This is a genomic window from Enterobacter cloacae complex sp. 385G4 (assembly GCF_057320665.1).
Window position 1 is genome coordinate 199358 of sequence record NZ_JBXWDD010000003.1, and the last position, 20213, is coordinate 219570.

Genomic DNA, 20213 nt, shown 5'->3' on the forward strand with positions numbered 1-20213 from the left:
ACCGCGTGTGACGAGAGGTTTCCCCATGAGTGAAGAAGCGCTGTTTAGCCGCAGGCCGATGGGCATGCGGATGGCGATGATCGTGCGCCAGTGGCGTGCGGTGATCGATGATGCCATTCTCGATACCGGCTTAACCCAGTCGAGCTGGACGGTGATGATGCAGCTTCATCAGCTCGGGGATAACGTCTCAATGAGTGAGCTGGCGGAGGTGCAGGGTATTGAACTGCCGCCGCTGATGCGCACCCTGACACAGCTGGAAAAACAGGGTTACCTGCTGCGCACCACATCGCCTTATGACAAGCGCATCCGGCTTCTGACGCTGACGCCTGAGGGAAAAGCCATTTTAAAAAGGCTCACTCAGGTGATTGAGACCTATCAGGCGCGCGTATCGCAACACATCGCGCCGGAGCATATCGAGATTTTCAGCGCCACGTTAAATCAAATCGCCTGCAATTTGCGGACAATCCGCGAAGAAGACAACAAGACCGAAAAATAATGACCCCTGAACAAAAGTTTGCCCGCTGGGTAAGGGTGAGTATTGCCTCTTTCCTGCTGATGTTTATCTATTTTGTCGTCGCGGATATCTGGATCCCGCTGACGCCGGACTCCACCGTCATGCGCGTGGTAACCCCGGTTTCTCCGCGCGTCTCCGGCTACGTGGCGGCGGTACATGTCCACAACAACAGCCAGGTGAAGAAAGGCGATCTGCTGTTTGAGCTCGACGACACGCCGTTTCGCAATAAAGTGGAAGCGGCGCAAATCGCGCTGGAGCAGGCGCGTCTCTCTAACGAACAGCTGGACGCGCAGATCGCCGCCGCGCAGGCCAGCCTGAAAACCGCGGTGCTGACCGCACGTAACGACAAGGTGACCTTCGAACGCTATCAGAAGCTGAGCACGTTACAGAACGTATCGCAGGCGGATCTGGATAAGGTCCGCACCGCCTGGCAGAGCAGCGAGCAGTCCGTCAGCACGATTCAGGCCAACATCCGGAACCTGCGCATCCAGCGCGGCGAGCGCGAAGAACACCGCAACGTGACGCTGCAAAAATACCGCAACGCGCTGGATGAAGCAGAGCTGAACCTCGGCTGGACAAAGGTCTACGCCCAGGCGGACGGCACGGTCAGTAACCTGCAGTTAAGCCCCGGTTTTTACGCCTCATCCGGCTCCGCCGCGCTGGCGCTGGTAAACAACCAGACCGATATCGTGGCCGATTTCCGTGAGAAGAGCCTGCGCCATACCCGTCAGGGCACCGATGCCGCCGTGGTGTTTGACGCCTTCCCGGGGCAGGTGTTCCGCGCCCACGTGGCCAGCAGCGACGCGGGGATCCTCGCAGGCCAGGAGGCGGTTAACGGCCAGCTCTCCCAGCCGGAGACCTCTAACCGCTGGGTACGAGACGCTCAGCGCATGCGCATTCACGTCACGCTGGATGAGCCGCTGCCGAAGCCGCTGCCAACCGGCGCGCGGGCGACCGTGCAGCTCTACAATAGCGAAGGGCCGTTTGCGCGCTTCTTCTCCGGAATGCAGATCCACCTGGTGAGCCTGCTTCACTATGTCTATTAATACGCTGGCGCGGGTCTTTACCCCGCACGGCAACATCGTCTACACGGCAAACGACTTTCGCCAGACCCTGCGCATCGTTTTTGCCGGGATGATTGCCCTGAGCATATCGAGCTTCTACAACACCAGCTACGGCGTGTTTTTCGTGGTCTATCCGATCATGCTCCTCTCGCTGGTGCCAGTGTTTAACCGCCACGTGGCGAAGCAGTTTATCTTCAGCGCATCGCTGAACTGCGTCGAAATGGTGATTATCATCGGCTATCTTTCCCAATGGCCGGTCATCATGACGCTGGTGGTATTTGCCCTTTACGTGATGCGTTTTCGCTTTATGAGCAAAGGGCCGCTGTTCCTGTTCGGCTCGATGGGCGTTGTGTGCCAGAGCGTGATGCTCAACTTTATGAGCTACCCCACCACCAACTGGCACACGCTGCTGTTTTCCAACATTGAAGCGAGCGTGATGGCGGTGTGCCTGAGCGCGCTGATGAACTACCTGCTGCCGGACGTGGAGCCCCGCAAGCCGCCGCCGCTGATTGAGAAAGACGACGCCCGCGTGCGCCACGAGTCGCTGCTCTCCGGCAGCGTCGCGACGATGATTTTCGTGGTGTTTCAGATTAGCGACTTAAGCGATTCGCTCTCGGCGCTGATGGCAGGGATTCTGATCCTGTTCCCTATGCACTACCGCGGCGCGGTGATGAGCTCCATCTGGCGCGTGGTCGGGGTAGTGCTGGGCTGCCTCTACATTCTGGTGGTGCAGCTTATCCTCTACGATCACAGCAGCCATATGCTGCTGATGATGCCGCTGATTGGCCTCGGCCTGGCGTTTGGCGCGCGGCTGCACGTGATGGAGAAAGTGGGCGCGGGCGTGGGGTTTTCCAGCATCACGACCATCGGCATTATGTTCGGGCAGAACATGCACCCGGACAGCGACCTGGTGTTCAGCGATCTCTATCGCATCACCTCCGTGACCTTTTCGCTGGTGGCGACGCTGACGATGGTCTTTCTGGTGCATTTGATCCTGAACCGTTTCGCCGCCACGCGCTACGTCATTCAGGGCTGATAGCGTTTGCCGCCGCTGAAGCTCCAGTCCTCAGCGGCCGTAAACTGGATAACGACCATCACGTCTCCACCTTCAATGCCCATCTTCTCATTCAGTTGCGCAGCCAGCTGGTGGTAGAGGGCAGATTTCTGTTCAGTGCTCCTTGGCTTACCAGCAACGATATTAAACAGTATCGCCCCCTCCGTTCTGCCCGTGCTGAGATAGTGCCGATCAATGTATCGATCCCCGGCCGCGAAGCATTCAAAAAAATGGAATCTGTCCTGTGCGGGAACGGCGAAGGTTTCCGTCAGCGCCAGGTGCAGAATGTCCGAGATCTGCTTTTGCTGCATCTCGCTATAGCGGTCACCCGTCATGATACGAACAAACGGCATTACTGTTTCTCCTCTGCAAGGCTGCTCAGCGCGCTGACGGCGGCCGGCCAGCCTGCGTAAAACGCCAGATGGGTAAACGCTTCGGCTATTTCGTCGTCCGTCACGCCGTTTTGCCGGGCGAAGCCGATATGCCAGGGAAGCTGCGCGGTGCGCCCCAGGGCTGCCAGCGCGGCAAGCGTGATCAGACTGCGATCCCGCGGGGCTAGCTGCGGACGCTGCCAGATATCGCCAAAAAGTACCTGCTGGCTCAGTTCCGCCAGCTTAGGGGAAACCTGCGCAAGCGTGTCGCGATTCAGTGTTGTGCTCATTTTTATTCCTCCTGTCGTCTGGAAATCACTCTCGCAGGCTGCCACCATAAATAAAATCGCAATGTTCAGGACTGAATGTCCTGAAAATGAGGATGATATGGATAAACGCCTTTCAGCATTAGACCTGGACGCGCTGCGCAGCTTTGTGGAGGGGATTCAGTCCGCCAGTTTTGCCGAGGCGGCGGACAGGCTGTGTCGGTCCACGTCGGCGATTAGCGCCCAGCTAAAAAAGCTGGAGCAGCAGTGTGGCGTGGCTCTGACCGTTAAGCAGGGGCGTACGCTGGCACTGACCCGAGAGGGTGAAATTCTGCTGAGCTACGCCCGACGCATGCTGGTATTAAATGATGAAGCGCTCCGGGCTATCAGAGGTGAGTTGCTTCAGGGCGAGGTGCGGCTGGGTATGCAGGAGGACTTTGGCGAGTCCGTGATGCCGAAGGTCCTCGGCGATTTTCACAGACAACACCCTGAGCTTCGCATGACGGCACGTGTCGATCGCAACCCGCCGCTGATGCGCGGCGTGGCGGCGAATGAACTCGATCTGGCGCTGGTCTGGCAGGAAGGTCGAGAAGGCGACTACGTGCGAAGCGAACCGCTGGCATGGATTTGCCGGTCCCGCGAGGACATTGAGGTTCTTCTGCAACGAGGTGAGCCGCTGCCGCTGGTGATGTTTGACGCGCCCTGCCTACTGCGAAGCCGGGCCATCGCGGCACTGGATGCCGCAGGTATTCCCTGGCGTATCGCTTATACCAGCTATAGCCTGAGCGGGCTGTGGGCGGGAGTTAGCGCGGGGCTGGGTATTACGCTCCGCACGCGTATTGGTCTGCCCGAGACGTTACGGATCGACAGCCACCTGCTGCCAGATGCAGGAGAGCTGGGGATCGCGCTGCATCAGGGGAGCGCCTCCCCCGATGCAGCTATTACCAGCATGAAGGCGCTGATCCTCAGGACGCTGAATGGATAAGCGTTGGGACTTGCGAGAGTAAGAACAGGATGAGGCCTATCGTCCCGCCCACCAGCGTGCCGTTGACGCGGATGAACTGCAGGTCTTTGCCGATGTTCAGCTCAATCTGGCGGGACATGTCTTTGGCGTCCCAGCTTTTGACCGTGTCGCTGATGTGGCGGGTCAGGAACGCGGCGAAATCCGGTGCGACGCGGTGCGCGGCCTGCTCCAGATGCTCGTTCAGCGACGCGCGCAGGCTGGCGTCGTTTGTTAACGTTTCGCCAAACCACAGCCCGGCGTTGGCGATGCGCTGCTTCACGCGCGAGTCATCGCTTTGCATATCCGCCTTCAGCCACTGGCGCAGGTCAGCCCACATCTCGCCCAGATAGCGGTTAAACGCCTCATCGTTTTTCAGGTAGTGCTTGATGTTGTCGGCTTTCGCCGCCATTTCCGGATCGTTTTTCAGGTTGTCGATAAGCTTCAGCGTGGCGCGGTCGAACGCCTGACGGATCTGGTGCGTGCGGTCGTGGCTGATATCGTCCAGCAGCGTGTTCACCGCGTTCGACACCATCTCCGCGCTTTGATCGCCCAGCCACTCCGTGGGGAGCACCATCGCCTTGCGGGGATGCTCGGTTTTGAGCCAGTGGACAATCTGATCGGCAATAAACTCCCGCGTGCTTTCCCGCTGAATCAGGGTAATCAGGCGGTTGATGATGGCGTCCAGCAGTACCTGATGGCGGTTGTTTTTGGTCATGCTCTCCAGCATGACGGCGCTGGTTTCGGTGAAATCTACCTTGTCGATAGCTTTATGCACCGCGCGTTTGAGCAGGCGCTGAATACGTCCGTCATCGGTCAGCTCGAGAAAACCGCTCATCACCTGCATCAGATGCAGCCCGACGCGCTGGGCGTTGTCGGGCTTGCTGAACCAGGCGCCAATCATCTGCGCTGGCTCATAGCGGCGGATAAGCGCCACAAGTGACTGAGTATCAAGAAACTTCTCCTGCACGAACTGGCCGAGATTGTCGCCGATTCGGTCCTTATTGCGCGGGATAATCGCCGTATGGCGTGAAATAAACGGAATGGGAACCCGGCGGAACAGCGCGACGACGGCAAACCAGTCCGCCAGCGCGCCGACCATCGCCGCCTCGGCAATGGCTTTGACGCCGCGCACCCAGAAGGTCTGCGGCAGGAAGAGGGTGGTGACAAAGGCCGCGGCGGCAATCAGCAGCAGCGACAGCGCCAGCAGCTTGGCGCGTTTGAGTTCAGCGATTTTTTCCATGGGTTAAGGATAGAGGGAAGCGGGGGAAAAGTGCAAAAATCGCCACAGCACCCACCCGCCAAACCCCATCAGCACCACGCCCGCCGTGCGCTCAATCCACCACAGCGAACGGCTAAGCTTCTGTTGCACCGCCGATAGCCCCATCATCGACACCAGCGCCAGATCCCACGCCAGCACCACCATCACCATCCAGACGCCGCAGGTCGCCTGCTGAAGCAGCGTGACGTCCGGCCCGAGTAACGCCGTCATCAGCGCCAGGTAGAACAGCGCATTTTTTGGATTTAACAGCGCCGATCCCAGCCCCAGCAGGATCTGCTTCATCAGAGAAGGGCACCGCTGTCGGGTTTCTGCAAGCGTCAGCGCCTGCGGTTGGCTGCTCACCAGATGCGAGCCGATCCATAGCAGGTACAGCGCCCCGCATACCTCGATAAGCGTAAACAGCCACGTAAACTGGCGCAGCGCGCTCCAGCCGATAATCACCAGAACAATATAGAGCGCGTTACCCGTGGCGATGCCGACGCACAGCCCGGCGCTGCCGCGCAGCCGATAGCGCGCCGCGTAGCCCACAAGCAGGAAAAAATCCGGACCCGGGCTTAACAGCGCAACAAAATGCGCCAGCGCCAGAGCGAGAAAAGCGGAAGGGAAGAACAGTTCCATAGCGACCTCAGTTAACCATCTGAGGACAGGCTACGGCGCTGCAGAACCTATTTATTGTCTGATATTGATCGGCCCGTGGCGTACTGGCGCGGCGTGGCGGCGGTATAGCTGACGAAGGTCTTATGAAAATGGCTCTGGTCGGCAAAGCCGCTCTGGTAGCCGACGTCGGCGATGTCGTCCCCGGCACGTAGCCGCGCTTTGGCGAACTCCACGCGGGAGATGTTGAGGAAGCTGCCCGGCGTCAGGCCGGTGTCCTGCCGGAAGGTACGGATCAGCGTCTCCTTGCGCAGCGAGAAGCGTTGGGCAAGTTCGTCAAGCGAAGGCGGTGCGGCCAGGTCGGCAAGAAACGCCTGCCGCACATGCTGGCTGGTTGGGCGAAGCGCGTCTGCGTTATCCGCGCAGCGGGGAAGGGCAGAAAGCAGCGCCTCCACGGACGCTGGAGACATTGTCTTAACGACGTCCAGGTAATGGGCAAACAGGGCAGGGTTACGAATCACCTGTAGCGCCAGAGGAAGATCGGTGTCGATATAGAGCATATGGTAGCTGCGCGGCTGCCCGTCGACGGGGTTGCAACTGTGCGGCGCATAAGCCGGGATCGCAATGAGGTCCCCGGGATGAAGAATGTACTCTTGGTCATGGCACACGCAGCAGGTCTGGCCCTCAACAATCGCGCCGATGGAGAGTTGAGGGTGACAGTGGCGTTTGTACGCCCGCGTGCTTTGCCAGGTGCTGCGCAGCTCAAGGCCCCTGGCGCGGTGAAAAGTCTGGCGAACGTGTCGGGTATCGGTCATGGAAACTCCTTCTGGACGTTTTTTATACCACGTCAGCGAACCGTCCGGCACTGCTTAACTCAGAACCTTCCGGATATACCCAACTTTACGTCCACAGCCAGTCATGTTGACTACTCTTAATACCCTAAGCGGTAAAACAAGGAGATTCGACATGGCTTATCAGACAGTAAACCCTGCCACTAACCAGCTCATCAAAGAATACCCCTCACATACCGACGCGGATATCGAAGCGGCGCTGAAGGCGGCCGATGCGCTTTACCATTCGGAATGGGCGAAAGGCGACATCAGCCAGCGCCTGCCGGTGCTGCATAAGCTTGCCGACCTGATCGACGAGCGCGTGGAGGATCTGGCCAAAATCGCCAGCCAGGAGATGGGTAAGCTCATCGAACAGAGCCGCGGCGAGGTGAAGCTTTGCGCGCAGATCGCCCGCTACTACGCCGACAACGCGAAGCAGTTCCTCGCCCCGGTGAAGTACGACTCTGAACTTGGGGAAGCGTGGGTGGAGCATCACCCCATCGGCGTGCTGATGGCCGTCGAGCCGTGGAACTTCCCGTACTACCAGCTGATGCGCGTCCTGGCACCAAACCTGGCGGCGGGTAACCCCGTTATCGCCAAGCATGCCAGCATCGTGCCGCACTGCGCCGAGACCTTTGCGCATCTGGTGCGCGAGGCGGGCGCGCCGGAAGGGGCGTGGACGAACCTGTTTATCTCGTCCGAACAGGTGGCGAATATCATCGCAGACGATCGCGTGCAGGGCGCAGCGCTAACCGGCTCCGAAAAGGCGGGCAGCGTGGTGGCCGCGCAGGCGGCGAAGCACATTAAGAAATCGACCCTCGAACTGGGCGGTAACGACGTCTTCGTGGTGCTGGACGACGCGGACCTGGATAAAGCGGTTAAGATTGGCGTGAATGCGCGGCTCAACAACGCCGGGCAGGTCTGTACCGCGGCGAAGCGCTTTATCCTGCATGAAAAGATTGCGGATGCCTTCCTGAGCAAATTTACCGAGGCGTTTAAGCAGGTGAAGATTGGCGATCCGCTGGACGAGAGCACCACGCTGGGGCCGCTCTCTTCTAAAGATGCGCTGGAAACGCTGACCAAACAGGTTAACGAGGCGGTGAAAAACGGTGCCACGCTGCACTTTGGCGGCAAGCCGGTGCAGCGCGACGGGAGCTTCTTCGAACCGACGATCCTGACGAATATCTCCCGCGATAACCCGGCGTACTTCGAAGAGTTCTTCGGCCCGGTTGCGCAGATGTACGTGGTGAAAAACGACGACGAGGCGGTCGCGCTGGCGAACGACTCCCACTACGGCCTGGGCGGGGCGGTGTTCAGCCAGGACATCGAGCGCGCGAAGAAAATGGCGTCGCGGATCGAGACCGGGATGGTGTACATCAACTGGCTCACCGATACCGCGCCGGAGCTGCCGTTCGGCGGCGTGAAGCGTTCCGGCTACGGACGCGAGCTGTCGGATCTGGGGATCAAAGAGTTTGTGAACCAGAAGCTGGTGGTGGTGCGTAAGTAAGAGGTAATAAAAAACCTGCCGGTTGGCAGGTTTTTTCAGTTGATTACTGTACTTCGATCTTGTCCCAGCCGCTTTTGAACATGCAGCTGTCGACTAACGTATCCCGGCGATATTCATTCGCGTCTTCAACCGTGTAGCTCGTGGAAATATCCTTTTTCTTGTTCTTTTTATCCGTTTTTTCCGAGCTCGAACCGGTCACTACGTTATCCGGAGGCAGATCGATCAGGGCCTGCGCTTCGCATTCCGTGAGCTTTTTATTCATTTCAGCGTCGCTCACGCCCGGTTTTACCCATTTGTACTGGACGCAGCCGGTGAGCATCAGCGTGAGGCTCAGAACGCAAAGCGCGGTAATGCGGTGTTTCATCAGAAGCTAACTCCACCGCCGACATATGCGCCATCAATCAGGGTGTGGTTTGGACGACCATCTTTACCGTCAACGCTCACGTGGCGGTAGCCTACTTTCAGCGTAACCGGTTTGATTGGGGTCCAGCTTACGCCGCCGTTAGCTTCAACGTAGTTTTTCACGCTATTGTTCAGGCCTTCTGGTGCCGCATAGCCTTCGCCATAGACGTGGATGCTGTCGGTCAGCGCAACGTTTACGCCGCCGCCAATCGGGAAGGCCACGCCGTTATCGCCTTTTTTCGGGCCGATGTAGATGGCTTTTGCGCCCGCATTCAGCATCACCGGGCCCACTTCCAGGTTGTAGCCTGCACCCACGCCACCAGTCTGGGTACCGTCGTCGGTGTTTTTCAGCCAGTTACTTTCGAGATAAACACCGGATGAGGATTTGCCCATTTCCAGGTTGAGGTTGGTAAAGTTTTTACCCTGCTCAATGCTGCCGCCCATTGCCAGTGCGGAACCCGAAATGGCGGTCAGTGCAGAAAGAAGAAGAATGTTCAGTTTTTTCATGTTTCGTGCCTCATCATCAAATTAATCTGGGGGCACCTTAACAAGCGATGTTTATGACTGCAAATGTGATGCAAATCGACTTTTCATGCTGTAATTGTTAATTCTTTTATCTTTATTTGTAACGCTTAAGTTGGGTTGTCGGTGTGTCAACGCGCAAATTTCAGGTGTTGAGGAACAGTTTAATTTTTTGACTAAACGAAATCTGAACGAGGCAGGGATAGTGATTTGATATGCATTAATTGCGCTTCTAATAATTTCCAATTCCATTTCTAAAATCACATAAAAAAAACAAATTTTTACATTTTTATGGTCATTATTCGTTCAGATGTCCGGCCACGTTTCCTTTCCATGTCATTTTTCTGACACGTTTGTTCATTACGTTGTGGGCTTCACTTTCCGGATGCTAACAATATGAAAAGAAAAATCATTCCTGTGCTTATCGGCTGTATGCTCTCTTTCTCTGGCCTGGCGGCGCAGCCCACGGCTGAGCGCTATGTTGTCAGCTTCCCTGACGGCTCACACGTGAAATACAGCGGCGCGTTTGCCGGTGCGTTTCCGAATGGACTCCCGGTAGGGATTGGCTCCGGCCTGCTGTTTACGGGCAAGCAGGGCGATGCTCTGACCTTCGCGACCGTGACCGATCGCGGTCCTAACGCCGATGCGCCCAAAATGGGTAAAAACGAAGCCAAAATTTTTGTCACGCCGGATTTCGCGCCGCTGCTGATGACCATCCGCGTTCAGAACGGCAAAGCGGAGACAACGGATGCCCGCCCGCTGCATGATGATAAAGGCGAGATTAACGGCCTGCCGCTGCAAAGCGGCGTGATTGGAGCCACCAATGAGGTGGCGTTCAGCGATACCCTTAAAATTCTGAAGGGTGACAACCGCGGGCTGGACACGGAAGGCATCACCCCGGACGGCAAGGGCGGTTTCTGGCTGTGCGACGAGTATGGCCCGTTCCTGATTAACGTCGACAGCAAAGGGAAAATTCTGGCGATCCACGGGCCGCAGGCGGCGGAAGGGGAAAAATCCATCGCGGGCGGTCTGCCAAACGTTATCAAATGGCGCCAGCCGAACCGGGGCTTTGAAGGCCTGACCCGGATGCCGGACGGGCGGATTATCGCCGCCGTGCAAAGCACGCTGGATATCGACGGTAAGAGCAAAAAGCAGGCGCTGTTTACGCGTCTGGTCAGCTTCGACCCGGCGACCGGGAAAACGGCGATGTACGGCTACCCCATCGACAGCGCGGCCTACAGCAAAAACAGCGACGCCAAAATCGGCGACATCGTGGCGCTGGACGACCAGCACATCCTGCTGATTGAACAGGGTGAGGATAAAAATGACGCGATGCGTAACCTTATCTACAAGGTGGATCTCAGCAAGGCGAGCGACCTGACCGCTTTCGACAAGCCGGGCGAGTACCCGGAGTTTGATGATGAGAAAACCCTGGCACAGCGCGGCATTACCCTTGCTGCAAAAACGCAGGTCGTCGATCTGCGCGCGCTGGGCTGGAAGCAGGAGAAGGCCGAAGGGCTGGCGCTGATCGACGGCAAACGGCTTGCGGTGGCGAACGATAACGACTTTGGCGTGAAGGTGGCGATTCAGCATCCGGTCGAGGGCAAAAAGCTCAAGGACTATCGGGTTAACGAGGAAGGCAAGCTGACGCTGGACGATAAACCGGTGGAAACCACGCTCAGCGTGAAGCCGCTGAAGAAGCCGGAGTCAGAGAGCGAGCTGTGGATTGTGACGCTGCCGGAGGCGTTGAAATAATTTTACCCCTCATCCTAACCCTCTCCCCTTAGGGGAGAGGGGATTGTTCGGTGCAGATATTTATCAACGCGGAGCAGCTAGATCGTTTTAACGCTCTTTTCCCAGGTCTCGACCAGATGATCTCGCAGGCTTCCGGTTCCGTGCATTGTCACCAGAAGATTCTGTCGTGCGCGGGTAAAACCGACGTAAAGGCGCTTGATATCGTCACTCAGATCTTCACTGTCCCTTTCCTTTGCCGCATCCATAATGGCGACTGAGTGAAATTCAAGACCTTTACTGCTGGGCAGCGGCATGACGCAGAGGAAATCATTCTGCGGTGACCAGTGCTTTTTATCATCGCTGGAGACAATCATCTGGTAGGGGATCTTGCGGGCTTCGAGCCGTGGTCCGAGCATACCTGAAATGCTGTAGGTGGAGGGGCACAGTATGGCGATTTCCGACCATGAAACCCCCTGCTGACGCTGCTCTGTGACCCAATCAAGGACGCGTGTAATCTCCTCGTCCTGATTATCAAAGCTGTCCAGCGCCGGATACTGCCCTGACAGCCCTCCTGCGGCAGGCTGCTGGTATTTGAGAGAGGCTTCTATGTGATTATTGAGATAATTAAATGCTACGCTGCTGGCAAAATGGAGTATTTGCCGGGTATTGCGATAATTGGTATCCAGAATCGTTGTGCGGCCCTGAGCCTTTATATCGACGCTGGAGAGGGTAAAATCGAGCGCTTTCTTTTTCTGATAAATTGACTGAGCGTCATCATAGAGGAAAAGCAGGGAGCTATCTTTATTGTCCGGCATCTTAGCGAGGATTCTTAGCCATTCCGGCTTAAAATCGTGTCCTTCATCGATCAAAACGGCGCTGTACTGCTCCGGTTTTATCACTCCATCGTCAAATGCCACCGTCAGCGCATTTTCCATGAGCTCAATGAAGTTTTTGCTCTTGGGTGGAAGACGCCGATTCGCGTTTAACTGCTGATAACACCAGGCATGAAAATGGATAACTTCGACTGGAAGTCTGAGGCTATATTGTTCGAGCTGCGCTTTAAGTTTTTTGGCCAGCGTAATGTTGTAGCAAATCACGAGTATCGGTTTGGTATTTTCAATGTTGTTGGCAAGCTCAATACATCGGTGGTGCAAAATGAGCGTTTTGCCTGATCCTGCCACGCCGTGAATGACCCTGTGTCCCGCCCCCATACTTCTGGCGAGTTGTTCCTGGTTCCTGTCCATCATGCAGACCACATCAGGGGTGTGGAACGTAAAATTATCCAGATCGACTCGCGTAACGGACGCGTTAATACGTACGTCGGGATAAAGATGCCAGCGAATGCGGTCGAGCTGTTGTGGGGTAGCGTGATGAACGAAGCGATGTCTGAGAAGGGATTCGAGCCGGGCGGAGATCTGTTCCCGGGTCATAAACTCGGTGAGCTCGTCTTTGCAAATCACCTGGCTGGTGGGCAATATTTCATTCAGCTCGTCGGGTGTAAAATTCTTTTCCAGTTGCGCCCGGGTGATATTGCTCAAGTACACCCCGTATCCATACGGCATAATAAAGCTGCCCTCATAATCCCCCTGCTGCTGGCGAAGCAGAGGATCTTTTTTCAGGCTGTCAATGATGTGGAAGGTATATTGTCGAACCTGTTCGAGCGGGTTTTTTAGGGGCTCAATGCCGTTTTTAGTCTCATAATCAATATGCGTTTTATTCGCGGATTTTATTTTCGTGATAAACCAGTCCTTCACCTCAATAAACAACAAACCTTTTTCCGGTGCCAGAATCACAAAATCAGGATGCTCTTGCCTGTCTCCCATTCGGGTGTCGTACCAGCAGGTACACTGTTCGCTGAGCCCACCCTCAAGAAGCCTTGCCAGCCTTTTTTCTCCCGCTGTTATCTTCTCGCTACAGCTGCTGATTGTGGGAATAATGATTGCCATATTACGCCTACCAATTCATGAAAATTATATAATTCCGTTCAATTAATATTTCAGAGAATATTAATTGAGATATGATTTTTTATTATTAAGGACATTAACAGACAATATGGCAAACAGAAAGCGTGATACGAGGAAATCTGCTTCAGAAAAATACGCTCCCTTTCCCGCGGACAAGGGAGCGGCTATTTACTTTTTCAGCCCCGCAAACGCTGCCCGAATCTCATCCTCCGGCAGCTGGATACCAATAAACACCATCACGCTGTGCGGCGCTTCATCGCCCCACGGGCGGTCCCAGTCGGCGCTGTACAGGCGCTGTACGCCCTGAAACAGCAGGCGGTTCGGCTCGCCGTCGATCCACAGCATGCCTTTGTAGCGCAGCAGCTTGTCGGCAAACGACAGCAGCAGGTTTTCCATTACCCGCGAGACCTCGCTGATGTCCACCGGATAGTCCAGCTCCACCACAATCGACGCCACGTCGTTTTGCTTGTCTCCCATAAAGTGGAAGCGCGGTTTCGTGGTGACGTTCTCCTCCAGCATAAAGCCGTTGGTGTTAAACAGCTGGGATAGATCGATATCGCCATGCGTCACCGTGTAAATCGGCGCGCGCGAGTTGATGCGCGTCAGGCGCTCGCGGAGTTTTTCGCTGTCGCCTGCCACGTCGGTTTTGGTCAGCAGAATGCGGTCGGCGTAGCCCACCTGAGACTGGGCAATGGTGAACTGGTTCATCTGCTCGTCGGCGTGGACCGCGTCTACCAGGGCAATCACCCCGTCCAGCAGGTAGCGCTGGCAAAGAATATCGTGCGAGAAAAAGGTCTGAATAATCGGGCCGGGGTCGGCCATGCCGGTGCACTCGATCACCAGACGGTCGAAGCCGATGTCACCGCGATCGCGGCTGTCGAGCAGGTCCAGCAGGGCGTCTTCCAGCTCGTTAGAGCGGGTGCAGCAGATGCAGCCGTTGGTCAGGGTTTTGATTTGCGTGGCGCGGTCTCCGATTAATTGATCGTCAACGGAGACTTCGCCAAATTCGTTTTCGATGACGGCGATTTTGAAGCCGTGCTGCTCGTTCAGGATGTGGCGCAGCAGGGTGGTTTTACCGGCGCCGAGGAAACCGGTCAGCAGGGTAACGGCAATCGGGGTCATGGTCTCTCCTTTAGCAGCAGCGGACGCCGCCTTCTCCACTTCCGCCGTAGCGCGCTTCCTGACGCTCGCGGAAGAATTCGGTGTAGGTCATGTACGGCTTATCCGGATGGTTGGTCTTCATATGCTCAACGTAGTTGTCATAGTCCGGAATGCCAATCAGCATCTTCGCCGCCTGACCGAGGTATTTTTTTGCTTCGCCTAAGTTACCAAACATAGTCCATCCTGATAAGAACAAAGCCCCGCCGAAGCGGGGCTGAATACAACCAGATTAATGGTGTGAAGAGGTCTTCACGCCGCCTTCCGGCACCGGCACGTACGGGGTCTCTTTATCCGTACGGCCATCGGTGTTGCGCACTTTCATCCAGGTTTTGATGCCGTAGAAGATAATGCTGTACACCACCACCAGGAACAGAATGCTCAGACCCGCGTTGGTGTAGTTGTTCACCACGATATGGTTCATGTTGGCAATCTGCTGTGCGGTCAGATCCGCGCCGCCTGCGGCAATCTTCTCTTTGTACTGGTTAGCCATGAAGAAGAAGCCTTCCAGCTGCGGGTTGGTGCTGAACAGCTTCAGGCCCAGCGCCCAGGTGGTGCAGAGCAGCAGCCATAACGCAGGAACCACGGTCACCCAGATGTATTTGGTGCGTTTCATCTTCACGAGGACAACGGTACCGAGCACCAGGGCAACGGCTGCCAGCATCTGGTTAGAGATACCGAACAGTGGCCACAGGCTCTTCACGCCGCCGAGCGGGTCGACAACGCCCTGATACAGCAGGTAGCCCCACAGCCCTACGCACCCGGCAGTACCCAGAACACCCGCTACCAGAGAGTCGGTTTTCTTCAGGAACGGCACGAAGTTGCCCAGCAGATCCTGCAACATAAAGCGGCCTGCACGGGTACCGGCGTCCAGCGCGGTGAGGATGAACAGCGCTTCGAACAGAATACCGAAGTGGTACCAGAAGCCCATGTCCGCCCACGGCAGCACTTTGTGGAACACGTGTGCGATACCTACCGCCAGCGTCGGCGCGCCACCTGCGCGGTTCAGCACGGACGGTTCGCCGATGTCTTTCGCGGTCTGCATGATCTGCTCAGGCGAGATCACGAAGCCCCAGGAGCTGACGGTCGCCGCCGCGTGTGCGCTGGCCTCTTTCAGCTGCGCCATGATCAGCGCGGTATTTTCCCCGCCCATCTCATGCAGGTTTGGCATGGTGATGCCCAGACCCGCCGGTGGGGTGTTCATCGCGAAGTACAGGCCTGGCTCGATAATCGAGGCCGCAACCAGCGCCATGATCGCCACGAAGGACTCCATCAGCATCGCGCCGTAACCGATAAAGCGCGCGTCGGTTTCGTTAGCCATCAGCTTCGGCGTGGTGCCGGAGGCGATCAGCGCGTGGAAGCCAGACACGGCGCCGCAGGCGATGGTAATGAACAGGAACGGGAACAGGGCGCCTTTCCACAGCGGACCGGTGCCGTCAATGTACTGCGTCACCGCCGGCATTTTCAGCTCAGGGTTGATGATCACAATCCCGATCGCCAGCCCGACGATGACACCGATTTTCAGGAAGGTCGCCAGGTAGTCGCGCGGAGCCAGAATCAGCCACACCGGCAGCAGGGCGGAAACGAACGCGTAACCGATCAGCGCGAAGGTGATGGTGGTGTCTTTAAAGGTCAGCGCCGGGCCCCAGTACGGGTCGTGCGCAATCACGCCGCCGAAGTAGATGGAGGCGACCAGCAGCACGATACCAATGACCGACACTTCACCCACGCGGCCAGGGCGCAGGAAGCGCATATAGATGCCCATGAACAGCGCAATCGGTACGGTAGAACAGACGGTGAAGACGCCCCACGGACTTTCGGCCAGCGCCTTCACCACGATCAGCGCCAGCACCGCGAGGATGATGATCATGATCAGGAAGCAGCCGAAGAGGGCGATAGTGCCCGGCACGCGGCCCATCTCTTCTTTGATCATCTCACCCAGCGACGAACCGTTACGGCGCGAGGAGATAAACAGCACCATAAAGTCCTGCACCGCCCCCGCCAGCACCACGCCCGCCAGCAGCCAGAGCGTACCTGGCAGGTAGCCCATCTGGGCGGCCAGTACCGGGCCAACCAGCGGGCCAGCACCGGCGATAGCGGCAAAGTGGTGACCAAACAGCACGTAGCGGTTGGTTGGCACGTAGTTCAGACCGTCATTGTTAATGACTGCCGGGGTGGCGCGCGTCGGGTCGAGCTTCATGACCTTCTGCGCGATGTATAAGCTGTAGTAGCGATAAGCCACAAGGTAGACGGAAACCGACGCGACCACGATCCACAGGGCGCTGACGTGTTCGCCCCGGCGCAATGCGACAACCGCCAGACAGAAAGCGCCGAGGATCCCGAGTAAGGCCCAGGGCACGTGCTTAAGTAGTTTTTTAGTATCCATAGTAAGACCTGGTTTTTTATGTAAAGAAAAAAGGGTCAGGGTTCGTTGTGAGGAGGTATTGATTAATGCTGGAGCGATCGTGCCAGATCCGCGCGCGCGTAAAGGACGGTAAATGAGTGAGTGGTTGAAAGTGACGGGTGAGCGGTCAAAGGACGCGGCGAGTGGTTCAGGCTCGCCGCTGGTCGGGGAAATTATGTGATTGAGATCACGTGGTTTTCCGGGCTGCGCTCCATCGACAGGTAGCTTTCCAGCGTCTTGATGAGCTTCTCCTTCAGCCAGCTCGGCTCCAGGATCTGAATATTCGGCAGCCAGTAGAACAGCAGCGGCAGGATCTGGTTTTCGTGTGCCGCCTGGCAGCGCAGCGTGACGCCGCCGCGCCGCTCCTCCAGCAGCTCCTGTTCCGGCAGGAGATCGCGGCGCAGGAAGTAATGTGAAATATTATCCTTAATGAATATTTTCACGGTGAAAGTAGTTTCGGACACCCACGGGTCGAGGCTTTTTTCCAGCAGTTCCCGAACATTTTCATCAGGAGTAAAAAAGGTTTTTTGAACATCAAACCAGCTAATCTGGCTTAATGAAAAGGATTTCAACCGGCTATTTTCGGTAGCTTGTAAATACCATATATTTTTTTTGTTAATGAGTTTATAGGGATTAATCAGACGGGTTTTACCCTTATAAACGATCTGACAGACATTATGGTTCTTAATCGATTTCTCGATTTTCGCTAAATGGCGGCGGATATCACGCTGCACCGTGTGCTCTGCGTCATTACCGAGGATAAGAATATGGTTTTCGTCGACGCGCGCCTCCAGCTTTTGCCAGAAGTCCGTATTTCTTTCAGGGAAAAAGTTATCGGCATTCAGGAAGTTAGCCAGAGCATGATGTAATCCCTGCCCGCCGGGAGATTGGGCGGAATGGATCAGTCGATATAACCCGTTACCGGTATGTTCAACAATGGGCGAGAGCGCATTTAAATCCCGGTAGACGGTACGCTCGGTAATTTTAAATCTCTCCATTAGCGCACTGCGGTTTACCACCCCGTGTAAATGTAGCTCAAGGAGAATATCGACCAGACGTTCAGCCGAGCGGCTCCGCGTCGTTTTAGCCATAAGGTCTTCCTGTATATTGGGTATGCGCTGAACAATGCAAAAGCACTGACCGGAGATGTCAGTATTCAGGCACAGAAAATTTCTCTTTTGGATATATAACGGCGTGATTTAGCGGAAACCTTAGGAATTTTTGTAGAAAGCGGCGCTGGCCCGAAAAAAGGCCAGCGCGAGGGGGATCACACGACGGCTTCCATCTCCATCATTACCGGGTGGAAACGGCGCTTAAAGTAGATCAGGCCGTGTCCCGCGTCACTCAGGATGATGTTTTTCACTTCGACAAGATAAACCAGATGCGTGCCGATGGTTTGCACCTGGGTAATCTCGCCTTCCAGACTCGCCAGCGCGCCTTTCAGCACCGGCTGCCCCAGCGGGCCTTTCTGCCAGCAGGAGAGGGCAAAGCGCTCCTCCATTGCCATCCCGGTCATCCCGGCGAAGTGGCGGGCCATGATCTCCTGCTCGTGGTTCAGCACGTTGACGCACAGCCTGCCGTTGCCCTGAAAGACCGGGTTCATGGCGCTGTTGGCGTTAATGCAGACCATGACCGACGGCGGGGTATCCGTCACCGAGCAGACGGCGGTGGCGGTAATGCCGCAGCGTCCGGCATCGCCCTCGGTGGTGACCACATTGACCGCCGCCGACAGGCTGCTCATTGCGTCGCGAAAACGCAGGCGTTGTTCATCTGAATGCATTGTAACCTCCCGCTGCGCTATTTCAGCAGCTTGTCGAGCATGTTGATATCGCTGTTGTTGTGCAGGTGCGGCACGGTCCAGCCGTGCTGGTCGTACTCGGACATGCAGCGGTCGACCATTGCCATCATCTTGTCCATATTCCCGGAGCTTTGCGCCTGACGCAGGCATTGCAGGCGGATCTCATCCTGGCTTCCGGAGTAGTTGATTTCGTACAACTCGTGACGACCGCCAAATTCGCTGCCGATGGCGTCCCACATCAGTTTCAAAATCTTGATGCGTTCGACGTGATCCATTCCGTTGGAGCCGCGCACGTACTTCGCCAGATACTGGTCGATCTGCGGGTTGTTCAGGTCCCGCGCGCTGGACGGCAGATAAATCAGCCCGGAGGTCACGTTACGTTCGATGATGTTCTTGATCTTCGCGTAGGCCATCGGGGCCATCACGCGGTAGGTTTGCAGCGCCGCGTGGTCCGGCAGGTACGCGCTGTTCACCCACGGCGTGGCTTCGGAGCACATGGAGTCGCTCAGCGCCCAGAACATATTGCGCCAGGCCACTACTTCACCGAGATCCGCCTGCACGCCGCGGAACTCCAGGGTACCGGTGCACTCCAGGGATTTCTTCAGCAGGGCGGTGATGAAGTCGAGCTTCACCGCCAGACGCACGCAGGCCTGAAGCGGGTACATGCGGGCGAAGCCGCCCTCCATCGTCCAGCGACGGCAGCGGTCGAAATCGCGGTAGATCAGCACGTTTTCCCACGGGATCAGCACGTTATCCATCACCAGGATTGCGTCGTTCTCGTCGAAGCGGCTGGAGAGCGGATAGTCATACGGGGATCCGGTTGCGCCTGCCACCATCTCGTACGAGGCGCGGGAGATCAGCTTCACCCCTTCGGCGTCCATCGGCGCGACGAACATCAGCGCGAAGTCCGGGTTTTCGCCCATCACCTGCGCGGAGCCAAAACCGATCATGTTGTAGTGGGTCAACGCCGAGTTGGTTGCGACGACTTTCGCACCGCTGACGATAATCCCGGCATCGGTCTCTTTCTCCAGCTTGATGTAGACGTCCTTCACCTCGTCCGCCGGCTTGTGGCGGTCGATCGGCGGGTTGACGATGGCGTGGTTAAAGTACAGGCCGGTTTCCTGAATGCGGGTGTACCAGTTGCGGGCGTTCTGCTCGAACTGACCGTAGAAAGCAGGGTTTGCTCCCAGCGCGCAGCCGAACGCCGCTTTGTAGTCCGGCGTGCGGCCCATCCAGCCGTAGCTCAGGCGCGACCACTCGGCGATGGCGTCGCGCTGCTGGCGCAGGTCGTCGGCGCTTTTCGCCACGCGGAAAAATTTGTGGGTGTAGCCGCCGCTGCCGGTGTCGGTGCCCCAGCACAGCGTGTCCTGCATGTCCGGCTTGTGCAGGGCGTCGTACATCTGGGCGATGGACGCCGCCGCATTGCGAAACGCCGGGTGGGTGGTGACGTCCTTAACGCGCTCGCCGTAGATATAAATCTCGCGTCCATCCTGCAGGCTTTTTAAATACTCTTCGCCGGTTAACGGACGTTTGGCATCAGCGCGGAAATCTTCAGGCTTCATAGGGACCTCGTATCGGAAGATGGTTGTTAAATTTATGTTTCGTTTTTGTTGTTTAATTGAAGCGTGAGAGGGGCGGAACGTGAAGGGACGATTGGGACAACGGCGGGTACTTTTCGGGCGGGATTGGGATTTGTGATCTGTGCGGGTTTTTGGCGGGTGGCGCTGCGCTTACCCGCCCTACATACCG

20 protein-coding genes are annotated in these 20213 nt (G+C 56.7%); 6 read left to right on the forward strand and 14 right to left on the reverse strand.

Features of this window, described 5'->3' with window-relative positions:
• The first annotated feature begins 25 nt into the window (after window positions 1-25).
• Genes AC2FAJ_RS11445 through AC2FAJ_RS11455 form a run of 3 tightly spaced genes read left to right on the forward strand, consistent with a single transcriptional unit; the run spans window position 26 to window position 2614 of the window.
• Entirely contained in the window at window positions 26-496 is a 471-nt protein-coding gene (locus AC2FAJ_RS11445) for a MarR family winged helix-turn-helix transcriptional regulator (RefSeq protein ID WP_028015381.1), read from the forward strand.
• Window positions 493-1560 carry an HlyD family secretion protein gene (locus tag AC2FAJ_RS11450; RefSeq protein WP_028015382.1) on the forward strand — a complete coding sequence of 356 codons (1068 nt, stop codon included), beginning with the start codon at window positions 493-495 and terminating at the stop codon, window positions 1558-1560. Before AC2FAJ_RS11445 ends, AC2FAJ_RS11450 begins: the two co-directional genes overlap by 4 nt.
• A complete protein-coding gene (locus AC2FAJ_RS11455) occupies window positions 1550-2614 on the forward strand; it encodes a DUF2955 domain-containing protein (protein ID WP_045259544.1) in 1065 nt (354 codons plus the stop codon). The genes AC2FAJ_RS11450 and AC2FAJ_RS11455 overlap by 11 nt, the downstream gene beginning before the upstream one ends.
• Here AC2FAJ_RS11455 and AC2FAJ_RS11460 read toward each other — a convergent pair.
• Both AC2FAJ_RS11460 and AC2FAJ_RS11465 read right to left on the reverse strand, forming a co-directional pair.
• Window positions 2605-2985, reverse strand: coding sequence for a tautomerase family protein (locus tag AC2FAJ_RS11460; RefSeq protein ID WP_485454165.1), 381 nt, complete (start codon window positions 2983-2985; stop codon window positions 2605-2607). The two genes, AC2FAJ_RS11455 and AC2FAJ_RS11460, sit on opposite strands and share 10 nt — an antisense overlap.
• Window positions 2985-3293 carry a carboxymuconolactone decarboxylase family protein gene (locus AC2FAJ_RS11465; RefSeq protein WP_028015385.1) on the reverse strand — a complete coding sequence of 103 codons (309 nt, stop codon included), beginning with the start codon at window positions 3291-3293 and terminating at the stop codon, window positions 2985-2987. The genes AC2FAJ_RS11460 and AC2FAJ_RS11465 overlap by 1 nt, the downstream gene beginning before the upstream one ends.
• Before the next feature lie 97 nt (window positions 3294-3390).
• Here AC2FAJ_RS11465 and AC2FAJ_RS11470 point away from each other — a divergent pair, with 97 nt between their 5' ends.
• Complete coding sequence (locus tag AC2FAJ_RS11470) at window positions 3391-4254, forward strand: LysR substrate-binding domain-containing protein (protein ID WP_485454166.1); 864 nt, start codon at window positions 3391-3393, stop codon at window positions 4252-4254.
• Here AC2FAJ_RS11470 and AC2FAJ_RS11475 read toward each other — a convergent pair.
• The 3 genes from AC2FAJ_RS11475 to AC2FAJ_RS11485 are packed head-to-tail and all read right to left on the reverse strand — an operon-like array spanning window position 4235 to window position 6960.
• Window positions 4235-5512: a DUF445 domain-containing protein gene (locus tag AC2FAJ_RS11475; protein WP_047363829.1), complete on the reverse strand. Its 1278-nt coding sequence runs from the start codon at window positions 5510-5512 to the stop codon at window positions 4235-4237. The genes AC2FAJ_RS11470 and AC2FAJ_RS11475 overlap by 20 nt on opposite strands.
• Window positions 5513-5515: 3 nt before the next feature.
• A complete protein-coding gene (locus AC2FAJ_RS11480; protein WP_485454167.1) occupies window positions 5516-6169 on the reverse strand; it encodes a LysE family translocator in 654 nt (217 codons plus the stop codon).
• 47 nt (window positions 6170-6216) lie between these two features.
• Window positions 6217-6960 (reverse strand): helix-turn-helix transcriptional regulator, encoded by a 744-nt coding sequence (locus AC2FAJ_RS11485; RefSeq protein WP_193358559.1) that lies wholly within the window; start codon window positions 6958-6960, stop codon window positions 6217-6219.
• A gap of 151 nt (window positions 6961-7111) precedes the next feature.
• On the opposite strand from AC2FAJ_RS11485, the gene AC2FAJ_RS11490 reads away from it, so the two are divergent.
• Window positions 7112-8482, forward strand: a complete 1371-nt coding sequence (locus AC2FAJ_RS11490) for an NAD-dependent succinate-semialdehyde dehydrogenase (protein WP_060573262.1) — start codon at window positions 7112-7114, stop codon at window positions 8480-8482.
• 43 nt (window positions 8483-8525) lie between these two features.
• On the opposite strand, the gene AC2FAJ_RS11495 is transcribed toward AC2FAJ_RS11490, so the two are convergent.
• Together AC2FAJ_RS11495 and AC2FAJ_RS11500 are read right to left on the reverse strand one after the other, a co-directional pair.
• Window positions 8526-8846, reverse strand: a complete 321-nt coding sequence (locus AC2FAJ_RS11495) for a hypothetical protein (protein WP_028015390.1) — start codon at window positions 8844-8846, stop codon at window positions 8526-8528.
• Window positions 8846-9391: a YfaZ family outer membrane protein gene (locus tag AC2FAJ_RS11500; protein ID WP_028015391.1), complete on the reverse strand. Its 546-nt coding sequence runs from the start codon at window positions 9389-9391 to the stop codon at window positions 8846-8848. The genes AC2FAJ_RS11495 and AC2FAJ_RS11500 overlap by 1 nt, the downstream gene beginning before the upstream one ends.
• A gap of 411 nt (window positions 9392-9802) precedes the next feature.
• On the opposite strand from AC2FAJ_RS11500, the gene AC2FAJ_RS11505 reads away from it, so the two are divergent.
• Window positions 9803-11161 (forward strand): esterase-like activity of phytase family protein, encoded by a 1359-nt coding sequence (locus AC2FAJ_RS11505; RefSeq protein ID WP_485454168.1) that lies wholly within the window; start codon window positions 9803-9805, stop codon window positions 11159-11161.
• A gap of 77 nt (window positions 11162-11238) precedes the next feature.
• Here the strand turns inward: AC2FAJ_RS11505 and AC2FAJ_RS11510 are convergent, their stop codons facing one another.
• From AC2FAJ_RS11510 to hpaB, 7 genes are all read right to left on the reverse strand, one after another.
• A complete protein-coding gene (locus AC2FAJ_RS11510) occupies window positions 11239-13086 on the reverse strand; it encodes a 3'-5' exonuclease (protein ID WP_193358557.1) in 1848 nt (615 codons plus the stop codon).
• 186 nt (window positions 13087-13272) lie between these two features.
• The gene (gene yjiA / locus AC2FAJ_RS11515) at window positions 13273-14226 is read right to left on the reverse strand and encodes a GTPase (RefSeq protein ID WP_193358556.1); all 954 of its coding nucleotides are present in this window, start codon (window positions 14224-14226) and stop codon (window positions 13273-13275) included.
• Window positions 14227-14236: 10 nt separating this feature from the next.
• Complete coding sequence (locus tag AC2FAJ_RS11520) at window positions 14237-14440, reverse strand: YbdD/YjiX family protein (protein WP_003856610.1); 204 nt, start codon at window positions 14438-14440, stop codon at window positions 14237-14239.
• Between the two features lie 54 nt (window positions 14441-14494).
• Complete coding sequence (locus tag AC2FAJ_RS11525; RefSeq protein ID WP_088204609.1) at window positions 14495-16648, reverse strand: carbon starvation CstA family protein; 2154 nt, start codon at window positions 16646-16648, stop codon at window positions 14495-14497.
• A 191-nt stretch (window positions 16649-16839) separates the two neighbouring features.
• Window positions 16840-17757 carry a helix-turn-helix transcriptional regulator gene (locus AC2FAJ_RS11530; protein WP_041911319.1) on the reverse strand — a complete coding sequence of 306 codons (918 nt, stop codon included), beginning with the start codon at window positions 17755-17757 and terminating at the stop codon, window positions 16840-16842.
• A 176-nt stretch (window positions 17758-17933) separates the two neighbouring features.
• The gene (locus AC2FAJ_RS11535; protein ID WP_041911318.1) at window positions 17934-18446 is read right to left on the reverse strand and encodes a 4-hydroxyphenylacetate 3-monooxygenase reductase subunit; all 513 of its coding nucleotides are present in this window, start codon (window positions 18444-18446) and stop codon (window positions 17934-17936) included.
• A gap of 17 nt (window positions 18447-18463) precedes the next feature.
• Window positions 18464-20026, reverse strand: coding sequence for a 4-hydroxyphenylacetate 3-monooxygenase, oxygenase component (gene hpaB, locus AC2FAJ_RS11540; protein ID WP_485454169.1), 1563 nt, complete (start codon window positions 20024-20026; stop codon window positions 18464-18466).
• Window positions 20027-20213: the final 187 nt, after the last annotated feature.